General features: G+C 71.5%; 17 protein-coding genes and 1 pseudogene. 10 read left to right on the top strand and 8 right to left on the bottom strand.

Translation table 11 applies throughout. The annotated features are described in order from the left end of the window. The 3 genes from B5557_RS16655 to B5557_RS46255 are packed head-to-tail and all read right to left on the bottom strand — an operon-like array spanning position 1 to position 2,535. Positions 1–1,587 (bottom strand): sensor histidine kinase, encoded by a 1,587-nt coding sequence (locus B5557_RS16655; protein WP_079660181.1) that lies wholly within the window; start codon positions 1,585–1,587, stop codon positions 1–3. Next, complete coding sequence (gene afsQ1 / locus B5557_RS16650) at positions 1,584–2,261, bottom strand: two-component system response regulator AfsQ1 (protein ID WP_028807033.1); 678 nt, start codon at positions 2,259–2,261, stop codon at positions 1,584–1,586. The genes B5557_RS16655 and afsQ1 overlap by 4 nt, the downstream gene beginning before the upstream one ends. Before the next feature lie 37 nt (positions 2,262–2,298). Beyond that, positions 2,299–2,535, bottom strand: coding sequence for a hypothetical protein (locus tag B5557_RS46255; protein WP_079660180.1), 237 nt, complete (start codon positions 2,533–2,535; stop codon positions 2,299–2,301). Between the two features lie 409 nt (positions 2,536–2,944). Here B5557_RS46255 and B5557_RS16640 point away from each other — a divergent pair, with 409 nt between their 5' ends. Next, positions 2,945–3,688 carry a SigE family RNA polymerase sigma factor gene (locus B5557_RS16640; RefSeq protein ID WP_079660179.1) on the top strand — a complete coding sequence of 248 codons (744 nt, stop codon included), beginning with the start codon at positions 2,945–2,947 and terminating at the stop codon, positions 3,686–3,688. 297 nt (positions 3,689–3,985) lie between these two features. Here the strand turns inward: B5557_RS16640 and B5557_RS16635 are convergent, their stop codons facing one another. Then, positions 3,986–4,624: a uridine kinase gene (locus B5557_RS16635; protein ID WP_079660178.1), complete on the bottom strand. Its 639-nt coding sequence runs from the start codon at positions 4,622–4,624 to the stop codon at positions 3,986–3,988. Positions 4,625–4,750: 126 nt separating this feature from the next. On the opposite strand from B5557_RS16635, the gene B5557_RS16630 reads away from it, so the two are divergent. Beyond that, entirely contained in the window at positions 4,751–5,158 is a 408-nt protein-coding gene (locus B5557_RS16630; RefSeq protein ID WP_079660177.1) for a hypothetical protein, read from the top strand. Positions 5,159–5,246: 88 nt separating this feature from the next. Here B5557_RS16630 and B5557_RS16625 read toward each other — a convergent pair whose 3' ends face one another. The 3 genes from B5557_RS16625 to deoC are packed head-to-tail and all read right to left on the bottom strand — an operon-like array spanning position 5,247 to position 8,549. Next, positions 5,247–6,155, bottom strand: a complete 909-nt coding sequence (locus B5557_RS16625; RefSeq protein WP_079660175.1) for an aldehyde dehydrogenase family protein — start codon at positions 6,153–6,155, stop codon at positions 5,247–5,249. Next, positions 6,148–7,584: an aldehyde dehydrogenase family protein gene (locus B5557_RS16620; protein ID WP_079660174.1), complete on the bottom strand. Its 1,437-nt coding sequence runs from the start codon at positions 7,582–7,584 to the stop codon at positions 6,148–6,150. Before B5557_RS16620 ends, B5557_RS16625 begins: the two co-directional genes overlap by 8 nt. 5 nt (positions 7,585–7,589) lie before the next feature. Then, a complete protein-coding gene (gene deoC / locus B5557_RS16615) occupies positions 7,590–8,549 on the bottom strand; it encodes a deoxyribose-phosphate aldolase (RefSeq protein WP_079664819.1) in 960 nt (319 codons plus the stop codon). Positions 8,550–8,672: 123 nt separating this feature from the next. On the opposite strand from deoC, the gene B5557_RS16610 reads away from it, so the two are divergent. From B5557_RS16610 to B5557_RS16600, 3 genes and pseudogenes are all read left to right on the top strand, one after another. Continuing rightward, complete coding sequence (locus tag B5557_RS16610) at positions 8,673–9,395, top strand: PH domain-containing protein (protein ID WP_079660172.1); 723 nt, start codon at positions 8,673–8,675, stop codon at positions 9,393–9,395. 19 nt (positions 9,396–9,414) lie between these two features. Next, positions 9,415–11,139, top strand: coding sequence for a hypothetical protein (locus tag B5557_RS16605; protein WP_231976370.1), 1,725 nt, complete (start codon positions 9,415–9,417; stop codon positions 11,137–11,139). 306 nt (positions 11,140–11,445) lie between these two features. Then, positions 11,446–13,070 (top strand): annotated as a pseudogene (locus B5557_RS16600) (IS200/IS605 family accessory protein TnpB-related protein). A gap of 33 nt (positions 13,071–13,103) precedes the next feature. Here B5557_RS16600 and B5557_RS16595 read toward each other — a convergent pair. After that, positions 13,104–13,871: a hypothetical protein gene (locus B5557_RS16595; protein ID WP_079660171.1), complete on the bottom strand. Its 768-nt coding sequence runs from the start codon at positions 13,869–13,871 to the stop codon at positions 13,104–13,106. A 509-nt stretch (positions 13,872–14,380) separates the two neighbouring features. Here B5557_RS16595 and B5557_RS16590 point away from each other — a divergent pair. The 5 genes from B5557_RS16590 to B5557_RS43715 all read left to right on the top strand — a co-directional run bounded on the left by B5557_RS16590 (position 14,381) and on the right by B5557_RS43715 (position 21,430). After that, complete coding sequence (locus B5557_RS16590) at positions 14,381–14,653, top strand: hypothetical protein (RefSeq protein ID WP_231976369.1); 273 nt, start codon at positions 14,381–14,383, stop codon at positions 14,651–14,653. Positions 14,654–14,876: 223 nt separating this feature from the next. After that, complete coding sequence (gene pstC, locus B5557_RS16585) at positions 14,877–15,893, top strand: phosphate ABC transporter permease subunit PstC (protein ID WP_231976368.1); 1,017 nt, start codon at positions 14,877–14,879, stop codon at positions 15,891–15,893. A 13-nt stretch (positions 15,894–15,906) separates the two neighbouring features. Then, complete coding sequence (gene pstA / locus B5557_RS16580; RefSeq protein ID WP_079660166.1) at positions 15,907–17,262, top strand: phosphate ABC transporter permease PstA; 1,356 nt, start codon at positions 15,907–15,909, stop codon at positions 17,260–17,262. After that, on the top strand, positions 17,259–18,974 hold the full coding sequence (gene pstS, locus B5557_RS16575) for a phosphate ABC transporter substrate-binding protein PstS (protein WP_197697306.1): 1,716 nt from the start codon (positions 17,259–17,261) through the stop codon (positions 18,972–18,974). The genes pstA and pstS overlap by 4 nt, the downstream gene beginning before the upstream one ends. After that, complete coding sequence (locus B5557_RS43715; RefSeq protein ID WP_079660165.1) at positions 18,971–21,430, top strand: hypothetical protein; 2,460 nt, start codon at positions 18,971–18,973, stop codon at positions 21,428–21,430. The genes pstS and B5557_RS43715 overlap by 4 nt, the downstream gene beginning before the upstream one ends. Positions 21,431–21,519 lie beyond the last annotated feature (89 nt).

The raw sequence follows: 21,519 nt of genomic DNA, 5'->3' as shown, positions 1-21,519 counted from the left end.
TCACGATGCGTCCCCCTTCGCCTGCGCCGGTTCCCCGCCCTGCCCGCCGCCGACGCCGCCCTGTTCCGTCAGTTCGGACACGTCCCGGGGCAGCCGCAGCGTGAACACCGCACCGCCCTCGGGGGAGTTGGCGGCGGTGATCTCGCCGCCGTGGATGTGGGCGTTCTCCAGGGCGATGGACAGGCCGAGCCCGCTGCCCTCGGAGCGCGGCCGGGAGGCGCTCGCCTTGTAGAACCGGTCGAAGACGTGCGGCAGCACCTCCTCGGGGATGCCCGGCCCGTGGTCGCGCACCGCGATGACGACCGCGTCGTCCGCCGTCGACACCGACACCCGCACCGGCGAACCGCCGTGCTTGAGCGCGTTGCCGATGAGGTTGGCGAGGATGACGTCCAGCCGGCGCGGGTCGAGCCGGGCGTGGATGCCGCGCTCGGCGTCCAGGTCGACGGCGTCCAGCCAGGCGCGGGCGTCGATGCAGGCCGTGATCTGGTCGGCGACGTCGACGTCGTCCAGGACCAGCCGCGCGGTGCCCGCGTCGAAGCGGGTGACCTCCATCAGGTTCTCGACCAGGTTGTTCAGCCGCCGCGTCTCACTGACCACCAGCCGCACCGCGGGCTCGATCATCGGGTCGATGCTGCCGGACTCGGCGTCCAGCTCCTCCTCCAGCACCTCCGCGACGGTGGTGATGGCGGTCAGCGGCGTCCGCAGCTCGTGCGACATGTCGGCGACGAACCGGCGCGAGGCCTCGTCGCGGGCCGCCATGTCGTCGACCCGCTTCTCCAGCGCCTCGGCCGTCCGGTTGAACGTCCGTGACAGATCGGCGAGTTCGTCCGTCCCCGACACCCGCAGCCGCGTGTCGAGGCGGCCCTCGCCGAGCCGCCGGGCCGCGACGCCCAGCCGGTGCACCGGCTTCAGGACGGTCGTGGCGGCGGCCTGCGCGAGCAGCGCGGCCCCGATCAGCGCGAGCCCGGTGGCGATCCCCAGCGACCAGGCCAGCGAGTTGAGGTCCTTCGCCTCCGGCTCGAGCGACTTGCGCATGTACCCGGTCGGGCCGCCCCCGATGACCCTCGTCCCGGCCACCAGATACGGCGTCCCGTGGTCGACGACCCGCTGCCAGTACAGGTGGTACGGCGACTTGTTGTCGCCGGTGAGGTCCTGCCGCTTGTTCACGGCCGTGCGCAGCGACTCGGGCACGTCGTCCAGCGAGAACCCGTTCAGCCCGCCCGAGTTGCCGTAGACGGTCTTGCCGCTCGCGTCCGCGCCCACCAGCAGCACGCTGAAACGCTGGCTGCTGTTGGCCATCTGCCCGGCGGTGTGCTGGAGCTCGTCCTGCGAGGGATGCTCGGGCAGCGAACCCGCCCGGTTCTGCATCTCCTGCTCGAAGTCCCGCAGCACAGCCCCCTGGGTACGGGTCAGCACGGCCTCACGGTTGAGCCAGTAGGCGATGCCGGACGCGGAGACGGCGGCAGTCAGCGCCACCGCCCCGAACACGACGACGAGCCGCAGCCGCAGGCTGGTGAAACGCAGCCGTGAAAGTCTTCCCTTGCGCGCCGCGGACCAGCCGCGGAGCCCCCCTTGCGGCTGTGTCACTGAGGGGCGTCCAGGCGGTAGCCGACGCCACGAACGGTACGGATCAGGACCGGGGACGACGGCACGTCCTCCACCTTGGCCCGCAGCCGCTGGACGCAGGCGTCCACCAGCCGCGAGTCACCGAGGTAGTCGTGCTCCCAGACGAGGCGCAGCAACTGCTGCCGTGACAAGGCCTGCCCCGGCCGCCGGGACAGTTCGAGCAGCAGCCGCAGCTCGGTCGGCGTCAGCTGCAGGTCCTCGCCGTTCTTCGTCACCGTCATCGCCGCCCGGTCGATGACGAGGCTGCCGAACGTCGCCGAGTCGCTCGACTCCCGCTCGCCGCGCCGCAGCACCGCCCGGATGCGGGCGTCCAGCACCCGCCCCTGCACGGGCTTGACGACGTAGTCGTCGGCGCCGGACTCCAGCCCGACCACGACGTCGATGTCGTCGCTGCGCGCGGTGAGCAGAATGATCGGCAGCTGGTCGGTGCGCCGGATGCGCCGGCACACCTCGAAACCGTCGATGCCGGGCAGCATGACGTCCAGCACGATGAGATCCGGCCGCTGCTCGCGCAGCAGCTTCAGACCGTCCTCACCGCTGGCAGCGGTGGCCACCCGGTGTCCCTGGCGCGTCAGTGAGAGCTCCAGGGCCGTACGGATGGCGTCGTCGTCCTCGATCAGCAACAGGGAAGGCACGGGCTCATTCTGGCCCATGAGGGGGCTGTCGTTCGACCTATGGGGCGGGCCTGAGACGCCAGAGGGCGGTGGTTTCGGCGGCACGGGCCGCGTGCAGGGGGTTGCAGACGTCGCTCGCACGCCTGCTCCGGGGTCGTACATAGATCCGGTCCACAACCCGTGGACCTGCGGTTTCGATGAGTTCGAGCAGCTCGTCGCGGGTCCGCAGGCCCAGGTGTTCGGCCAGGTCGGAGAGGGTCAGCCAGCCCTCGCCGCCGGGGTGTAGGTGCTCCATGAGACCTCCCAGGAATCCCCGCAGCGTCCCGCTGTCCCAGACCCGGGGCCACCGTGAGGCGTCCGCCGAGACCGAGCCGGTGGGCGTTGTCCTCGGCGCGGGTCAGGGCGCGGGGGTTGAGGTCCGTTCCGACGATCCGCCCGACGCCTCGCCTGGCAGGACCGCCGTCAACTGCCGTACTGCGGACGGCTGTGAACGGTCTGTGGTGTTCCCGTGGCAGGGCCCTGTGACAGGTCTGTGACAGTCGGCGGACACGGCGATGAAGTGGCCCGGGCAATCTTTTCGACACGGGCAAGGCGGCGCCGAGAACACCAGCGAAGCCGAACCCCGAGAAGACGCAAGACCGCAAGACGCAAGTCGCAAGTCGCAAGAGACCGAACACCGGTAAGTCCACGACGGGGGGCGCGAGATGAACACGCTGCACGGTAGGAGCACCAACGCAGTCGCAGTCGTCACCCGCCTGCACGACGTGAACCGGGGTTCCGAGAAGTCCGGCGCCGTGGGAGGGCGGGGGTGCTCTCGCGGCGCCGGGCGTCAGCACACCGCGTACATGACGGTGGTTGACACGGGGGAACAGGGGGCTCACGGGGGAGCCGCGTACAGGGAGGACACGGGGGAGCGTCGCTCGCTGACAGAGGCGGAGTTCACCGCCTACGTCCAGGAGCGCCGCGCCTCCCTGTACGCCACCGCCTACCACCTCACCGGCGACCGCTTCGAGGCCGAGGACCTGCTGCAGAGCGCGCTGTTCTCGACGTACCGGGCGTGGGACCGGATCAGCGACAAGGCCGCGGTCGGGGGCTACCTCCGCCGCACCATGACGAACCTGCACATCAGCGCGTGGCGCCGCCGCAAGCTGAACGAGTACCCGACCGAGGAACTGCCGGAGACGCCCGGCGACACGGACGCGATGCGCGGCACCGAACTGCGCGCGGTCCTGTGGCAGGCGCTGGCCCGGCTGCCCGAACTCCAGCGGACGATGCTGGTCCTGCGCTACTACGAGGGCCGCACCGACCCGGAGATCGCGGAGATCCTCGACATCAGTGTCGGCACGGTGAAGTCCAGCATCTGGCGGTCGCTCCGCCGGCTGCGCGAGGACGAGGTCCTCAGCTTCGGCCGTGACGAGGAGGACGCCTTCGGGGAGCTGGTCGCCTGAAGGTGACGGGGGAAGGGCCCGGCTTCGCTCAGGGAAGCCGGTGACGGGGGAGCGGTACCGGGGGGAACCGACGGGGGACGTCCGGGGGAGCGGTACCGCGCCGCCATGTGGGAAGCACCACCTGGGGGGGGAATCGGGGGAACACGGGGGAACACGGGGGAGCGCAAGGGAGCGGGACTGGAGGGCCGGGGGGTCCGTCCAGTCCCGCTTTTGCGTGTGCGCGTCGGAGCGGCGCGTGCCCGGGGCGGCTCAGACGTCCCCGACCCGACGCCCGACGACCCGACGGCCCTCGGCGACCTAGGCGGCTGTGCGGGCCGTCGGCGCGAGGCGGCCGGCTGCCGCGGCGGCCAGGCGGCCCATCGCCTCGTCGCGGTCGCAGGCGTGCGCGCCGAGCGCGGTCTGGCGGGCCACGATGGAACGTTCGGCGCGCATCAGGCGCCAGCCGCGGCGCAGCAGGAACGGCACCGACTTACGGCCCTCCCTCAGGTCCCGCAGGAACCGGCGGCGGAACGTCTTCACCGGGCCGCGGCTCAGGCACAGCGCGTCGGCCAGGACGCCCAGCTCCCGGCAGCGGTTGACGATCTCGGCGGCGAAGATGCCCTCCGCGATGAACAGCGGGGTCCGCCCGATCTCGATCGCGTCCTCGCCGGTGCGGGCGCTCAGCGAGATGTCGTACACGGGAACGTTCGTACGGCCCGTGCCGCACAGTTCCACGATCGAGGCGACCGCCGTGTCGGCGTCCCACGAGTCGGGGTGGTCCCAGTCGATGTCGGAACTCCCGGCGACGAGCGGCAGCGTCGGGTCGTCGCCCTCCTTGTAGAAGTCGTCGAGCCGCAGGACCGGGAGGCCGGAGCGGGCGGCGAGCAGGGACTTGCCGGAGCCGGAAGGGCCGCAGAGCAGCACGACTCGCGTCGGTATGGGCAAAGGGGAGGTCACGGGACACCAGTGTGAGGCATTCCCGGGCCCGTGGCGGCCCCGCGGGTCGGCTTTGAAGCGCGCGTCACACCTCAACTACCCTTCGTGTCGACCTGATTACCTTGCGCACCAGAAGGCGGCAACGCGATGGCCCGACACGACACTTCCCAGACCCCCACCGGCCGGCGTGCCCTCGCCGCCCTCGCGACCGCCGGAGTGGCGCTGGGCGCGGGCGTTGGCACCGCCGCCGCGGCGACCGGCGAGCCCGTCCTCGACGTGGTGCGGACGCACCCCACCTCGATCGGCCGGATCGACCCGCAGGCGGGCCTGCAGGGGGCGCTCGGCTCCCTGTCGTACGTCACCGGCGCCGTCTCCGGTCTCAAGCCCAACCCGCTCGCCGGCACCGGTGTCGACCCCCTCGACAACGGCGTCGGCACCCAGCTCGCCGACTTCCAGCCGCTGACCTCGCAGATGCTGACCGGGCCGGTGGCCCAGGCGCAGTCGATCGGGTCGATCCCCGTGGTGGGGGACGTGACGAAGGTGCTGGGCGGCTGAAGCCCGCCCGCCCCTGCGGGAGAGCCGCGCCGCCCCCGGACGGAGGGGCGGCGCGGCTCGTTCGTGGGGCGGCGCAGGAAGCGGCGGCTCAGTAGGCGGAGCCGGACGCGCCCAGGGAGCCCGTCGGGTGCCAGACCGTCTTCGTCTCCAGGAAGGCCGTCATCCGCTCCGTTGCCGGAGCCTGCGACCAGTCGTCCACAGGCTGTGGACGGAGAACCCGCTTCAGGTTGTCCGCCGCCGCGATCTCCAGCTCCTTCGCGAGGACGTCGTCCGCGCCCGCGAGGTCGATCGCGTTGACGTCCTGGTGCGCGGCCAGGGGCGCCGCGATCTCCGTCGTACGGCCGGAGAGGACGTTGACGACACCGCCGGGGACGTCGGAGGTGGCCAGGACCTCGGCGAGGGAGAGGGCCGGGAGGGGCGACCTCTCGCTCGCGACCACGACGGCCGTGTTGCCCGTCGCGATCACCGGGGCCAGCACCGAGACCAGGCCCAGGAACGACGACTCCTGGGGGGCCAGGACCGCGACCACGCCCGTCGGCTCGGGGGAGGAGAGGTTGAAGTACGGGCCCGCGACCGGGTTTCCGCCGCCGACCACCTGGGCGATCTTGTCGGTCCAGCCCGCGTACCAGACCCAGCGGTCGATCGTGGCGTCGACGAGTGCCGCGGCCTTGGACTTCGACAGGCCCTCGGCGTCGGCGACCTCGCGGGTGAACTGGTCCCGGCGGCCCTCCAGCATCTCGGCGACGCGGTACAGGACCTGGCCCCGGTTGTACGCCGTGGCGCCCGACCAGCCGCCGAACGCCTTGCGGGCGGCCACCACGGCGTCCCGCGCGTCCTTGCGGCTCGACTGCGGGGCGTTCGCCAGCCAGTTGCCCTTTGCGTCGGTCACCTCGTACACCCGGCCGCTCTCGGAACGCGGGAACTTCCCGCCGACGTACAGCTTGTAGGTCTTGAAGACAGACAGGCGCTGCTCGGTCTTTTCGGTCTTCTCAGACATCGAGGTATGCCTCCAGGCCGTGGCGACCGCCCTCGCGGCCGAAGCCCGACTCCTTGTAGCCGCCGAAGGGCGAGGTCGGGTCGAACTTGTTGAACGTGTTGGACCAGACGACGCCCGCGCGCAGCTTGTTCGCGACCGCGAGAATGCGGGAGCCCTTCTCCGTCCAGACACCCGCCGACAGCCCGTACTGCGTGTTGTTGGCCTTGGCGACCGCCTCGTCGGGCGTACGGAAGGTCAGCACCGACAGCACCGGGCCGAAGATCTCGTCGCGGGCGACGGTGTGCGCCTGGGTGACGTTCGTGAAGAGCGTCGGGGCGAACCAGTAGCCGGAGGTGGGCAGTTCGCAGGCCGGGGACCAGCGCTCGGCGCCCTCGGCCTCGCCCTGCTCGACGAGCGAGGTGATCCGGGCGAGCTGCTCCGCGGAGTTGATCGCGCCGATGTCGGTGTTCTTGTCCAGCGGGTCGCCGAGGCGGAGCGTGGACAGGCGGCGCTTCAGCGACTCCAGCAGCTCGTCCTGGATCGACTCCTGGACGAGGAGCCGGCTGCCCGCGCAGCAGACCTGGCCCTGGTTGAAGAAGATGCCGCTGACGATGCCCTCGACGGCCTGGTCGATCGGCGCGTCGTCGAAGACGATGTTCGCGCCCTTGCCGCCCAGTTCGAGTGTGAGCTTCTTGCGGCTGCCCGCGACCGTGCGCGCGATCTCCTTGCCGACGGCCGTCGAGCCGGTGAAGGCGACCTTGTTCACGTCCGGGTGCGCGATCAGCGCCGCGCCGGTGTCGCCGTAGCCGGGCAGGATGTTGACGACACCCCTGGGCAGGCCCGCCTGGCGGCAGATGTCCGCGAAGAACAGGGCGGACAGGGGGGTCGTCTCGGCGGGCTTGAGGACGACCGTGTTGCCGGTGGCGAGTGCGGGCGCGATCTTCCACGCCAGCATCATCAGGGGGAAGTTCCAGGGGATGACCTGGCCCGCGACGCCGAGCGGCCGCGGGTTCGCCCCGAAGCCGGCGTGGTCGAGCTTGTCGGCCCAGCCCGCGTAGTAGAAGAAGTGAGCGGCGACCAGGGGGAGGTCGGCGTCGCGCGTCTCCTTGATGGGCTTGCCGTTGTCCAGCGTCTCCAGGACGGCCAGCTCGCGGCTGCGCTCCTGGATGATGCGGGCGATGCGGAAGAGGTACTTCGCGCGCTCGGAGCCCGGCAGCGCGGACCACTTCTCGAAGGCCTTGCGGGCGGCCTTCACCGCGCGGTCGACGTCCGCCTCGCCCGCCTGGGCGATCTCGGACAGGACCTCTTCGGTCGACGGGGAGACGGTCTTGAAGACCTTCCCGTCCGCGGCCTCCACGAACTCGCCGTCGATGAACAGGCCGTATGAGGCGGCGATGTCGACGACCGAGCGGGACTCGGGCGCCGGTGCGTAGTCGAATACCGAAGCCATGGTGATCAGTCCACCGTCACGTAGTCGGGGCCGGAGTAGCGGCCGGTGGCCAGCTTCTGGCGCTGCATCAGCAGGTCGTTCAGGAGCGAGGAGGCGCCGAAGCGGAACCAGTGGTTGTCCAGCCAGTCCTCGCCGGCGGTCTCGTTGACCAGGACGAGGAACTTGATGGCGTCCTTGGAGGTGCGGATGCCGCCCGCGGGCTTCACGCCGACCTGGACACCGGTCTGCGCGCGGAAGTCGCGGACGGCTTCCAGCATGAGCAGGGTGTTGGCGGGGGTGGCGTTGACGGCGACCTTGCCGGTGGACGTCTTGATGAAGTCGGCCCCGGCCAGCATGCCGAGCCAGCTCGCCCGCCGGATGTTGTCGTACGTCGACAGCTCGCCCGTCTCGAAGATGACCTTCAGGCGGGCCGCGCCGGAGGCCTCCTTCACGGCGACGATCTCGTCGTACACCTTCATGTACCTGCCCGCGAGGAACGCCCCGCGGTCGATGACCATGTCGATCTCGTCGGCGCCGGCGGCGACCGCGTCACGCACGTCCGCCAGCTTCACGTCGAGGGCGGCGCGGCCGGCCGGGAAGGCGGTGGCGACCGAGGCGACCTTCACGCCCGAGCCCGCGACGGCCTCCTGGGCGACGGCCACCATGTCGGGATAGACGCAGACCGCGGCCGTGGCAGGGGCCGTCCGGTCGATCGGGTCGGGGCGGACCGCCTTCGCGCCGAGCGCCCGGACCTTGCCCGGGGTGTCCGCGCCTTCCAGCGTCGTCAGGTCGACCATCGAGATGGCGAGGTCGATGGCGTACGCCTTGGCGGTCGTCTTGATGGAACGGGTGCCGAGCGCCGCGGCGCGCGCCTCCAGGCCGACCGCGTCGACGCCGGGCAGCCCGTGGAGGAAGCGGCGCAGCGAGCTGTCGGACGTGGTCACGTCCCTGAGGGCATCGGCTGCGGTAGGTGCATTGGTGGGCATGGTCACCAGACGAGCATATCTACGCGCGTAGCGGATGTACATCCCCTGATGCTCGTCGACAGCTCGTCGGCGGCGGGGGGATCGCGGATGAGCGGGGGCGGGACGTCGGGCACAATCGGGGCCATGACGAGCCCGGAAGACCAGTCACCAGCGCCGGGGCCCGCGGGGCCCGAGTTCAAGGACCGCATCTACCGGTCGCCCGCGGGCATCGCCGGTGGGGTGCTGCTGCTGGGTCTGGTCGGCTGGCTCGGTATCGACGCGATCGTCGCGGGCGAGGGACGGACGCCGTGGCTGGCGCTCGCGACGCTGATCCTGGTGGTGCCGCTGACCGTCGCCTTCACGCTGCGGCCCGCCGTGTACGCGGGCCAGGACCGGCTGCGGGTGCGCAATCCGTTCCGGGTGATCGTGCTGCCCTGGGGACAGATCGCCTCGCTGCGGTCCGGCTACTCCAACGAGGTCGTCGACGCCTCGGGGAAGAAGTTCCAGCTGTGGTCCATCCCCGTCTCACTGCGGGCGCGGAAGAAGGCGAACCGGCGCGAGTCCCGGGCGGCGGCGCAGCGGGACGGCGGGAGCGCAGGCCAGGGCGGTCAGGGCGGCCGCGGCGCCGGCGGATTGGGGTTCGGGGGACTCGGGGGCGGGTTGTCGCGCGGGAGCCGCGGTGCGGTGCCCGAGGGGCCCGTGCGCGCCGAGACCGACCGGGTCATGGACGAGCTGCGGGAGCTGTGGCAGGCGCGCGAGAAGGAGGAGAGCGCCCAGGGCGAGGTGACCGTGCGCTGGGCCTGGGAGATCCTGGGCCCGGTGGTGGCGGGAGCCGTCGTGCTGGGGATTCTGCTGGCCGTGGGGTGAGGCCGGGAGGGGGGAGACGGTGAGTTCGCGTTCTGGCGAGGTTCTGCCCGCTGGGGTTCTGCGGTTGCCGGCCGGGTCGGCGGCGCCCGACGGGTGCGTGGCCTGGGACGGTGAGGCGGCGCGGCGCTGGACGCGGGCGCTGCCTCCGCGCTGGATTCCGGTGCGGGCGCGGGCGTCGGTGTTCGTGGCGCTGCCGGTCGCCGCCGTGGCCGGGGCCGGTCTGCTGGGCGAACAGGGCGCGCTGCCCGGGTGGGGTGCCGCCCTGGTGACCCTGCATCTCGTGTGGCTGGTGCTGCGTCCCGAGGCTGCCGTGGTCCTGGCGCCCGTCGCCGCGGTCGTGGTGCTGGTGGCGGGGGACGAGTTGTCCCTGGCCGTGCGGCTGGGGTTCGTGGCCGGGCTGGCGGGCGTCTGGGCGGCCGGCTGCCTGCGGCTGGCGGCGCGACGGCGGCAGCGGGCGGCGGGCCTGGCGGCCGCCGGGGGCGTGACCGCCGGGGCGCCGGAGGGCATGGCCGGGCGTTCGCCGCGCGGCACCTTCCTGATGTGGAGCGGGCTCGGCACGGTCGCCGCCGGTGGGGTGCTCCATGCCACCGGCGGCCTCTGGGACGGGGCCGGCGACCGGCAGGGGGTACCGGCCGCGGGCTGGTGCCTCGCCGGGGTCGGCCTCACCATGCTGCTCTCCGCGGCCCTGGGCCGCCGCCGGGCCGCCAACCTGCGCCGGGCGCCCGTCCCGGCGCTGCGCGTGCTCGTGCGCGAGAACGCCGACGCCGAGACGGAGGTCTTCGCCGCCGACGACCTCACCGCCCGGCGGCCCCTGTTCACGGTCTCGACGGCCGCCCTCGGAGGGGCGCCGGCCAAGGGCAGTGGCGGTGGCGAGGGCGGTGATGTCGAGGTTGACGGGGGTGACGAGGACGACGCTGAGCTTCGGGAGCTGATCGAGCGGGTCGACGCCGAGCGCGTCGGGCCGCTGCGGGAGGCCGTGCTGTACGGGGTGCCCTACGACGGCGCCGAGGTCGTGTTCCTCGCCGCCGCGGCGAAGGCCGGACGACCGCCCGTCGTGGAGACGTCACTGGGGCCGGTGCGGCCGATGACCGAGGCCTCTTTCCGGCGGTGGGCGAGGGGCGAGCGGGCGAAGGCCGCCCGGGAGGCCCGTCTGGAGGAGCGGCACGGGGCTGCTGCCGCCTTCGCCGCCGCTGTCGTCGCCGACCGGGGCGGCCTGGAGACGGCCGTGAGGGTACGGCGGTGGCGGGCCGGGTGGGCGGACTGGTTCGCCGTCGTGCTGGTAGTGCTGTTCCTCGCGTTCTACTGGGACGACGCCGGGTGGTGGCGGGACGTGTCCGGCCTCTGCCTGACCCTGGTCGCCGCCCTGATGGGGCCGCGGCGACTCCTGTGGCGGGTCACCGCAGACCGGGCGGGCCTGTGGTTCAACGGGCTGCGGGGGACCCGGCACCTGGCCTGGGCGGACATCAGGGCCGTCGAGTGCGAGGGCGTGCGGCTGCGGATACGTGGCAGGCAGGCCTCGTTCGAGGAGTGGCGGGTGGCCTCGCCCCGCTGGCGGGGGCTGGAGCGCGGGCTCGGCGTGTTGCACCCGTACGAACGGACGGCCGCCGAGATCACCGCGATGTGGCGGGACCCGGCGGTACGGCCCGTCGGCGAGGCCGACGAGCGGCAGCGCGGGCGGGCGCTGTGGCCGCTGGGGGTCGTCATCGGGGCGCTGGGTGCGGCGGCGGTGTTCCTCCTGCCGTGAGGGTCGCGGGTTCTCGTGGTGTGGCGGTTGCCGGGTTCTCCTGGGGTGAGGGCTGTCGGCCGCTTGTTCTTGGCGCCGGGCCTCCCGTAAGGGCCGTAAGGGATGCCCTGAGGGGTTGTGAACTGCTGGCAGTTGACTGCGCACAGGCGTGTTCTGGCGCACATGAGTGAGTGTCCGGTCTGCGGCACGCGCGACTGCATGGGAGGTGAACGAAGGTTCCTTGGTCGAATGTGTGACCTTTGCCGGTGGGGGTCGTTGGGCGTGGTGAGGGTTTACCAGCCAACGCGGTGAGGGGCGGTGGTGGGGATGGGCGGGCTGCGGGAGATGGCGGCACCGTTCGTCGCTGTGGGCCCGTCCGGTGTCGCGGTCCGTGACCGGCTCAAGCAGCCGACTGCCCGGGACGAGAAGGTTCTGCGTCTGGTCGGTGACCATCTGGGCTCGCTCGCCTCCCGGGATCTGAAGGCACGGTGCGCGGCCGGGCTGGACCATGACACCAGCCAGTGGGCCGAGCGCAAGCGAGCCCTGACCGAGGAATCCTCCTCCCGCTGGGCGGGCGGCATCACCAAGGCCACCCACGACCAGTGGGCGCTCGCCCGGCGCGGCCAGCTCGCCCACGTCCAGAGCCTGGAAGCGGGCATCGCGACGATCAGGCACCGGTTGTGCCTCCCCCTCGGAGAGAAGGGCGGCAAGCGGGCTCTGGGCGGCTATCACAGCAGGCAGGAGTGGTTCGCCAAGACCCGCGCCTGCATGTGCTCACCGACCGGCTGGATGCGGCGCGGGCCGATCGTGAGGCCGCGGTCGTACAGGTGGTGCGGGGCGGGAAGCGGTTACTGAACAGCCGCCACCGCTTAGGGGCCGCCCAGCTCACCGAGGAGCAGTGGCGCATCCGGTGGCGGGCCGGGCGCCGGTTCCTTCAGGCCGACGGCGAGTCCGGGAAGCGGTTCGGCAACGAGACCATCCGCGTCACCCCTGACGGTGAGGTCTCCCTCAAGCTCCCCGGCCCTTTGGCGCATCTGGCCAACGCCCCTCACGGCCGGTACGTCCTCGCCGCTCGGGTGGCCTTCACGCACCGGGGTGAGCAGTGGCGCGACCGTGTCACCGCGAACCGGGCCGTCGCCTACCGTATCCACGAAGACACCGCACGCGGGCGCTGGTGCCTCACCGCCTCGTGGACCATCCCCCCGGTGAAGACCGTGCCCCTGGCGGCAGCCCGCGCAGGCGGCCTGGTCGGTGTCGACACCAACGCCGACCACCTGGCCGCCTGGCCGCTCGACGTCCACGGCAACCCCGTCGGCCGGCCCCTGCGATTCGGCTACGACCTGTCCGGCACCGCAAGCCACCGCGACGCCCAGATCCGGCACGCCCTCATCCGCCTGCTGCACTGGGCCAAGCGCCACGGCCTCGCGATCGCGGTCGAAGACCTCGACTTCACTGCGGACAAGACGCGCGAGAAGCACGGCCGCCGAAGGAAGTTCCGCAATCTCATCTCCGGCATGCCTGTAGCCAGGCTGCGGGCCCGCCTGGTGTCGATGGCTGCCGAACTCGGCATCACCATCGTCGCCGTCGACCCCGCCTACACCAGCCGCTGGGGTGCCCAGCACTGGCACAAACCCCTCACCAGCAAGACCAGGAAGCCCTCTCGCCACGACGCGGCAGCGGTGGCGATCGGCAGACGCGCCCTGGGGCACCCGATCCGGCGTCGGACGGCACCGCCCCCTGCTCACCGGAGTGATGAGCAGGGGCATCGGACCGTCCAGGCCCGACCGGGCACCCCGGGGCGCGAGGAAACCCGCCCCCGCATCCCCGGACCACGGACACGATCCGTGTTGCCGGGTGCGGAGCGAACGCGGGCGACCAGGACATCCAAAACCGTTCGGGATGTCCGCAGTGACCAGGCATGGGTCCAAGACTCACTCCTGCTCACTGATTAGGAACGGTGCCCGGCGCACGAGGGGCTTCGGGTGTCAGCCGACGACGTCCACGAAGGCGCCCGGGGAGACCGCGGCCGCGGTGGTCGCCGTGCCGGCGTAGGACCAGCGGTAGAAGCCGTCGGCGTACGCGCGCAGGGTGGTGGAGAGGGTGCCGTCGGCGGCCGTCCGGACGGTCTTCACGGTGCAGTAGGCGCTGCTGCCCTTCGGGCGGAACTGCAGCTCCACGGGTTGTCCGGCCGGGGCGGGGACGGGGACGCCGGTCGCCCAGCCGGCATTGCGAAGGTCGCCGGTGATGGTGAGGCTGCGCCCCCGTCTGACGCGCTGGGGCGTGGCGGCGACGGTCACCTGGGTGTCGCGCCGCACGCTGAAGGTGGCCGCGGAGTCCAGGAAGACGGCGTCGCTGTCCGGCGCGATCGCATAGGCGCTGACGTTCCAGGCGCCGGCCTGCGCGTCGGTGGCCGGGACGGCGCCGGGGGCGAGGGTGAAGGTCAGGGTGCAGGTGCTGGTGGTGTCGGTCGTCGCGGCGCAGGCCGCCTCGGAGGCCACGGCGGCGTCCGGGGCTTCGAACGAGCCGTGGTAGAGGGTGGCGTTGATCTGGTCGAGGCCGGACGGGTCGGTCGCGGTGACCTCGACGATGACGGTTCTCGCGCTCGTGCCGACGACGACGGGTTCGCCGTGGTTCACGACCACCCCCGTGATGTCGGTGTCGCCGAACCTCTCGTCGGCGTGCGCGGCGGGAACGGCGAGGGCGGACAGGGCAACGACGCCGCACGCGGCGGCGACGGCGGAGTACATGCGCATGCGAATTCCCCAAGGTGATGTGTGAATGCCGCGCTGGTCCATTTACCTGCGGCGGTAGCGAATTGGCGTGTGCAGCGTACTCGTTGCCGCGGGAATTCAGATCGGTCGAATTATAGGAAAGCCGAAGGGTAAATTCGACCCGAATATCAGCGGACCTGGCGACCACCTAGGACAGGTCCTAGGTGTGCTGACTGTTGGGTCCGACGCGGGAATCCGCCTACTCCTGTCGGTTTCTGTCGATCGACGTGTGAACGAGGGGCAACTTTAGAGTGAAAAGTGTCGAAGCTGTTGATCTCCTGTCTCTTCGCTCTCACTAGCCTGCGTGTGCCGCACGACCGGCGAATCAGCGCCGAATCGTGCGGCTTCCTGATATGGGGATACAGGAGTGGGGATGGATGTCGGCAAGAATGGGGGGCGCGGCCGCACCCGGCACGCGCTGTCAAATAGACATAGGTGCAGACGGCACTTATTCGTGGCGGCTCACTGCCACGAACGGGCGGGTGATCGCCGTGGCCGCGAGGACGTACCGGGACTACGGGGAGTGCCGGGCCGGGTTCGAGCGGATGTGCACGGACGTGGGGAAACTGACCGGCGCGGTGCACCACACCTCGGAGGGCAGCGGGTGGGTCTGGCGGTTACGTGATCCCGCCGGCGGCACCGTGGCCGTGTCCTCGCGGGCCTATGAACGGCACTCGACGTGCCAGGCCGCCTATGAGCGTTTCCGGGCGCTGCTGACCGAACTCGGGTCGGGCGCGGCGATCCCGTGGGGGGACGGCGAATGAGCCGCACGGGCAGGGCGGGCGTGACGGGCGCGGCGGACTGGTCGGGCTGAGGGTCCAGCGTTCGCATGGGGATGCGGGACTGGGCCAGGAGGCCCAGTCCCGCACCCTTCCACCGGCCCATCTCTCGCCGCGTTCACGTCAACATCGGAAGTTGCCTCGCGGGGGCGTCTCGTTCACATTCAGGTCCGCGCGTGTCCATCACACCTCAGAAGTGTCGTCACGTGTGACGACGCGAATCATCGAGCGATCCGCGGCTGCGGCGGACGACCCTCCCAGACGCCTGTATCCCGACCAGGGCATGCCCGACCGGGTGTTCCGGGGCATCCTGCGCGGGGGCGGCGCCCTGGTCCTCGCGATCATGCTGCTCGTCGGCGGGTTTCTGACGTACCGGGCCTGGCAGGCGCTGTCGGTCGCGAAGTGGGACTTCGTCACCACCGAGGCGTGGGAGCCCGAGGGCGGTAACTTCGGCATCGCCGCCGTGCTCGTCGGAACCATCCTGATCGCGCTGGTCGCCATCGTGTTCGCCGTTCCGCTGGCCATCGGCACCGCGCTCTACATCTCCGAGTACGCGCCGCCGCGCCTGCGACAGACCCTCATCAGCGTCGTCGACCTGATGGCCGCCGTGCCGTCCGTGGTCTACGGGTTGTGGGGCCTGTTCTTCTTCCAGGGGCACGTGGTCACCGTGGCGCGCTGGATCTCGACGTACTTCGGGTGGATCCCGCTGTTCGAGGTCGACGGCGCCGATCCGCGGGACCCGCTCGCCACCGCGACGGTCTTCACCTCCTCCACCTTCATCGCCGGCATCGTCGTCTCCCTGATGGTCGCGCCCATCATCTGCTCGGTGGTGCGGGAGGTTTTCTCGCAGGCTCCGGTCGGCGAGCGGGAGGGCGCGTACGCGCTCGGCGCCCACCGCTGGGGCATGATCCGCAGCGTCGTCCTGCCCTTCGGTAAGGGCGGCATGATCGGCGGCACCATGTTGGGTCTGGGCCGGGCGCTCGGCGAGACCATCGCCGTCTACCTGATCATCTCGCCGGTCTTCGCGATCCAGCCGCACATCCTGCAGAACGGCACCAGCTCGGTCTCCTCGCTGATCGCCCTGCGCTACGGCGAGGCCACCGACCTCGGCATGTCGGCGCTGATGGCCGCCGGCCTCGCGCTCTTCCTGATGACCCTCGTCGTCAACTTCGCCGCTTCGTCGATCGTCGCCCGCAGCCGCTCCGGCGCGACGAGCGACTCCTGAGGAGAACGGGCCGATGACCCTCACCGCCGAACAGAGCCCCCCCGGCGACCAGAACCCGGACTCCGCACCGGATCCCGTGCCGGACCGCGCACCGGACCGCGCACCGGATCCCGCCGCTTCGGGCACTGTGCTGGCCGTGCGGCGGGGCGGGGGTCTGGCGATGCGTGTGGACTCGCGTCGGAACCTGTCCACGCTGCATGCCACCGACGTGTACGCGCTGCTGGGCGCGGGTGCCGCGGCCCTTGCCGTGACATGGCTGATGTTCGAGCGGCTGCTGCCGTTCAACGGCACGCTGGGCTTCCTGGTCATCGCCTACGTGCTCTTCGTCGGCTTCTACGCGCTGCTCGTCTCCTTCGACGAGGACGGTCCCGCCGTCCGCGACCGGGTGGCCGCCGTCGTCGTCCAGAGTCTCGGCCTGGTGATGCTCGCCGCACTCGCGTTCGTGGTCGTCTACACCCTGTACGAGGGCCGCGAGGCGCTGCCGCACCTGAACTTCTACACACAGTCGATGGCCGACGCCGGTCCGGTGGAGCCGCTGGCCGTCGGCGGCATCCTGCACGCGATCGTCGGCACGCTGTGGCAGATCTCCATCGCCCTGGTGATCTGCATCCCGACCGGGCTGGTGTGCGCGGTCTTCCTCAACGAGGTCCCGGGCGCCTTCAGCCGGTTCGTGCGCACCATCGTCGAGGCGATGACGGCGTTGCCGTCCATCGTGGCAGGCCTGTTCATCTACGCGACGATCATCCTGGGGCTCGGCTTCGACCGGTCCGGTCTCGCCGCCGCGCTCGCGATCTCCGTGATGATGCTGCCGATCATCATCCGCGCCTCGGACGTGGTGATCCGGCTGGTCCCCGGCACGCTGCGGGAGGCGTCCTACGCGCTCGGCACCTCGCGCTGGCGCACCGTCTGGCACGTGGTGCTGCCCACCTCCCGCTCCGGGCTGACCACGGCCGTCATCCTGGGCACCGCGCGCGGCGTGGGCGAGACCTCGCCGGTGCTGCTGACCGCCGGTTTCACCGCGGAGCTCAACACCAATCCGCTCCAGGACCCGATGGTGTCGCTGCCGCTGGCCGCGTTCGAGCTCGTCAAGTCCCCCGAACCGACCTACATCGCCCGCGGTTTCGGCACCGCGGCGGTTCTTCTGGTGCTGGTGCTCGTCCTGTTCGTGATCGCCCGCGTCATCGGCGGGCGCGGACCGGGCAAGCTGACCCGCCGTCAGGAACACCGCCGGGTCAGGGCGTCCCGCCGGGACGCGCAGCGCTTCGCCGCACGCACCGCCACCGACGGCACCGCCCCCGGCGGCGTCGGCGCCTCCACCGTATCGACCGACTCCACGGCCAGTTCCGTATCGACGAGGAGCACCACGTGATACCCGCACCCGTCCGTCGTTCGCGCGCCACGCGTGTGTACCAGGCGTCGGCGCTGGTCGTCGCCCTGGTCTGCGCGCTGCTCGCGCTGCACCCGCCGGGCGCCTTCGCCGCCGGTTATGTGAAGATCAGCGGCTCCGGTTCGACGTGGAGCGCCAACGCGATCGAGCAGTGGCGCCGCAACGTCCGCCAGCAGGGCATGACCGTGAACTACTCCTCCGTGGGCTCGACGGTCGGCCGTACCCAGTTCGCGAACGGCACCTCCGACTTCGGCGTCTCGGAGATCCCCTACGGGCTCACCGAGTTCGGGGCGACGGACACCCCGCCGCAGCGCAAGTACGCCTATATGCCGATCGTGGCCGGCGGTACGTCGTTCATGTACAACCTGAAGATCGGCGGGCAGCGGGTCACCAACCTGCGGCTGTCCGGGGACGTCCTGTCCAAGATCTTCACCGGCAGGCTGACGATGTGGAACGCGGCCGAGATCAAGGCCGACAACCCCAAGCTGGCCCTGCCGGCCCGCCGGATCGTCCCGGTCGTCCGCTCCGACGGCTCCGGTACGACCGCGCAGTTCACGCTGTGGATGTCCAAGCAGCACAGCTCTCAGTGGAACGACTACTGCCGGCGGGCGGGCAAGCCCACACCGTGCGGTCTGACCTCGTACTTCCCGAACATCCCCGGCTCCGGTTTCGTCGCCCAGTCCGGCTCGCTCGGCGTCGCGGGCTACACCAAGCAGCCCCAGGCCGAGGGCGCCATCACCTACGTCGAGTACTCGTACGCCAGGAACGCGGGCTTCCCGGTGGTCAAGGTCCTCAACAACTCCGGCTACTACGTGGAGCCGACCGCCTCCAGCGTGGCCGTCGCCCTGACCAGGGCCAAAATCAACAACGACCCGCGCTCCGCGAACTACCTCACGCAGAACCTGGACGAGGTCTACACCTACGGCGACAAGCGCACCTACCCCCTGTCCAGCTACAGCTACATGATCGTCCCGACCAAGGAGGAGATGGGCTTCACCAAGGCCAAGGGGGCCACGCTCAGCGCGTTCAGCAACTACTTCCTCTGCGAGGGCCAGCAGCAGGCCGACCGGCTCGGCTACTCGCCGCTGCCGATCAACCTGGTCCGGGCGGCCATGGAGCAGGTGCGCAAGATCCCCGGCGCCGAGACGGACCACATCAACATCAACAAGTGCAACAACCCCACGTTCTCCAGCGACGGCACCAATCTGCTGGCCAAGAACGCCGCGTTCCCGCAGGCCTGCGACAGGAAGGGCGCCGACCAGTGCGTCACCGGCACCGGCGGCGCCAAGACGCCCACCACGTCCAGCGGTAGCGGCGGGGCCGGCTCGGGCGGCTCGGGTGCGAGCGGCGGTACCGGCTCGACCGGCGGCGCCGGCGCGACGGTCGGCTCCACGGGCGGCACGGCCGGCGCCACCGGCGGTTCCGGTTCGACCGGCGGCGCCACGGCGGGCACGAACGGCACGACCGGCGGCGCCGTCGACCCCGACACCGGCGAGGCGCTCGGCGGCGCGGGCGGCACCGGCGACACCTCGGTCGCCGCCACCCCGGTCTCCCTCGCCTCCGGCGACGCCCTCGGGCTGCGCACCGCGCTGATGGCGCTGTCGGCCGTCCTGCTGGTCGGGGTGGTCGTCGGACCGCCGCTGATCGGACGCCTGCTGACCAACCGGTCGCGCCGGAACGGGGGTTCGGCATGAGCACCATGACCCGTACGGACGGAGCGCCCAGGGGCGGCGGCCCAGGAGCGCGTGTCGTCGCCGGCGTCGGCGCCCTGCTGGCCGCCCTCGTCCTGGCCCTGCTGCCGGTGCCGCCCGGCGCCACGCCCGCGGCGGCCGCGGACGGTGCGGCGGCGGACTCCGCGGTGACGGTGACCGGAACCCGCGGCAAGTACGACGACTTCTCCGGGCTGAAGGTGACGGTCCACCAGACGAAGAACCTGCGCACCCAGGGCGTGCTGATCACCTGGAAGGGCGGCGCGCCCACGCCGGAGTCCACGGTCGACAGCAACTTCCTGCAGATCATGCAGTGTTGGGGAGACAGCCCGGCCGGGCCCACGCGTGAGAGTTGCGAGTACGGCGGTTCCGGCGTCCCGCTCCCCGGCACCGGCGTGGACAGCCGGTCGGTGTCCGCGACGCCGGACCCCGAGGAGACGCAGTACACGGGCGCGGGCGCCTTCGTGCCGTTCCGCCCCGCCAACGGCTCCCCGGCGACCACGTCCCCCACGGACAAGACCTACTTCGGCCCGCTGGACACCAACGAGCAGCCCGCCGGCCGCACCTTCGCGGGCGGCACGGGCGAGGCCACCTTCCAGGTGCTCGACGGGATCGAGGCCTCCCACCTGGGGTGCGGGCTGAACACGGCGGCCGCCGGCAGCGCTCCCGCACCCCGGTCGTGCTGGCTGGTCATCGTGCCGCGCGGCACGCACAACCCCGACGGCACGGACGTCACGGCGCCGGGCCAGGACGGGAAGATCGACGGCTCGCCCCTGACCACGACGAACTGGGCGCAGCGGATGGCGGTCCGGCTGGACTTCCTGCCGGTCGACGAGTTCTGCCCGCAGGGCCAGCCCGAGCAGCCCACGGCGGGCTCACAGCTGGCGACGGACGCCGTCACCTCCTGGCAGCCCAAGCTGTGCACGTCCACGGGAACCACGTTCGCCTTCTCTCAGGGCGGCGAGGAGCCGGCCAGGACCCAGGTCCTGGCCGCGACGGGCGACGCGCCCATGCTGGGCTTCACCGTCGATCCGGTGGCCGGGGCGGACGGCGTGGCGAAGGTCGTGCACGCACCCGTCGCGGTGTCCGGGCTGGCGATCGCGTTCTTCCTGGAAACGGCGTCCGGCGTGGTGCAGGAAATGAGACTCTCGCCGCGGATCGTCGCCAAGATGCTGACGCACTCCTACGCGAAGGACGTGACCCTGGGCGCCGCCCCGGATTACCTGACCGGAAATCCCGCGTTCTTCAACGAGGATCCGGAATTCAGGAAACTGAATCCTGAATTCCCGGCACTGAGCGGTCGGCCGAGCAGTCTCATGGTTCCCCTCCTGACGTCCGACACCACGCGCATCGTGTGGAACTGGCTCCAGTCGGACCTAGAAGCCCGGGCTTTCCTCTCCGGGACGATGGACCCCTGGGGAATGAAGGTCAACCGCTACTACAAGGACCTGAAGCTGGCGGACGCCACCTCGCTGACCGACTTCCCCAAGGTGGACCCGACCACGTCCCCGGCCGTCGCCAACGGGGTCCCGCCGCTCACCTACACCGGGCAGGACCTGGACCCCTACGCCAACGACCTGCACGAGGCCGCGGTGCGCACCCTGCGCGGCAACAACAACGGCACCGTCGTGTGGCAGGCGGGGAACAACGCCCCGCCCAAGCTGGGCAACGAGGTCCCCATGTCGGGCCGGCACGCCGTGCTGGCGATCGTCGACACCGCGTCGGCCGAGCGCTACGGACTGAAGACGGCGGCCCTGCGCAACGCGGACGGCGCCTTCGTGAAGCCCTCGACCGCCACGCTGACGGCCGCGGTCGCCGCGATGCGGCCGTCGTCCGTGGACGCGACCGTGCTCAAGCCCGACCCGGGTCGGGCCAAAGGGCAGGCGTACCCGCTGACCGCCGTCGCCTACGCGGCGGCCTCGGTGGACCAGGCCGCCGCGGCTCGCAAGGCGTACGCGAAGTTCATCCGGTACGTCGCCGGGGCGGGCCAGACACCCGGCCTCTCCGCGGGCCAACTGCCTCCTGGGTACGCGCCGTTGCCGGCGAAGCAGCGGACGCAGGCCCGGACCGCCGCCGGCGCCCTGGAGCGCGGCGTGGCGACCGGCCCGGCGTCCGGCGGGACGGGCCCGGACGGCACCGGGGGTTCCGGCGCCGCGGCCGGCGCCGGGGGCACCTCCGCCGGTACGGCCGCAGGGGGCACGAGCGCGGGCGCGGCCGGCGGCCCCGGGGGCTCCGCCACCCCCGTGGCCGGCGCCGCGGGCGGTACCGCGGGTCCCTCCTCGGGGCCGCAGCAGAATGTCGCGAAATCCGCGAACGGCGTCACCCCGGGAGAAATTCTGGGAATTATCCGCTGGGTGCTTCTCGTCGTTCTGTTCCTGGGTGGCGCCGCCGGACTTTCCGGTCCGATAATGCTGCGCCTCGCCCAGCGACGGTCCCCCTAGGGGGCACCCAGGCAATCTCCTCTTAACCTTTCCCTCATGGCCAATTGGTTGGCCGTCGTGCGGAACTCCTGGAAATGTACGCAGTGCTT

The sequence above is a fragment of the Streptomyces sp. 3214.6 genome (assembly GCF_900129855.1).
In the GTDB taxonomy this organism is placed as follows: Bacteria; Actinomycetota; Actinomycetes; order Streptomycetales; family Streptomycetaceae; genus Streptomyces; species Streptomyces soliscabiei.
The sequence above is the reverse complement of the archived record's forward strand: the minus strand, read 5'-3'. Positions and strand labels throughout refer to the sequence as shown.

Bases quoted from the DNA above. Each gene is read 5' to 3' on its own strand.
- B5557_RS46255 (WP_079660180.1), bottom strand. From the start codon at position 2,535: ATGGAGCACCTACACCCCGGCGGCGAGGGCTGGCTGACCCTCTCCGAC.
- B5557_RS16640 (WP_079660179.1), top strand. From the start codon at position 2,945: ATGAACACGCTGCACGGTAGGAGCACCAACGCAGTCGCAGTCGTCACC.
- B5557_RS16630 (WP_079660177.1), top strand. From the start codon at position 4,751: ATGGCCCGACACGACACTTCCCAGACCCCCACCGGCCGGCGTGCCCTC.
- B5557_RS16625 (WP_079660175.1), bottom strand. From the start codon at position 6,155: ATGTCTGAGAAGACCGAAAAGACCGAGCAGCGCCTGTCTGTCTTCAAG.
- B5557_RS16620 (WP_079660174.1), bottom strand. From the start codon at position 7,584: ATGGCTTCGGTATTCGACTACGCACCGGCGCCCGAGTCCCGCTCGGTC.
- deoC (WP_079664819.1), bottom strand. From the start codon at position 8,549: ATGCCCACCAATGCACCTACCGCAGCCGATGCCCTCAGGGACGTGACC.
- B5557_RS16610 (WP_079660172.1), top strand. From the start codon at position 8,673: ATGACGAGCCCGGAAGACCAGTCACCAGCGCCGGGGCCCGCGGGGCCC.
- B5557_RS16595 (WP_079660171.1), bottom strand. From the start codon at position 13,871: ATGCGCATGTACTCCGCCGTCGCCGCCGCGTGCGGCGTCGTTGCCCTG.
- pstA (WP_079660166.1), top strand. From the start codon at position 15,907: ATGACCCTCACCGCCGAACAGAGCCCCCCCGGCGACCAGAACCCGGAC.
- B5557_RS43715 (WP_079660165.1), top strand. From the start codon at position 18,971: ATGAGCACCATGACCCGTACGGACGGAGCGCCCAGGGGCGGCGGCCCA.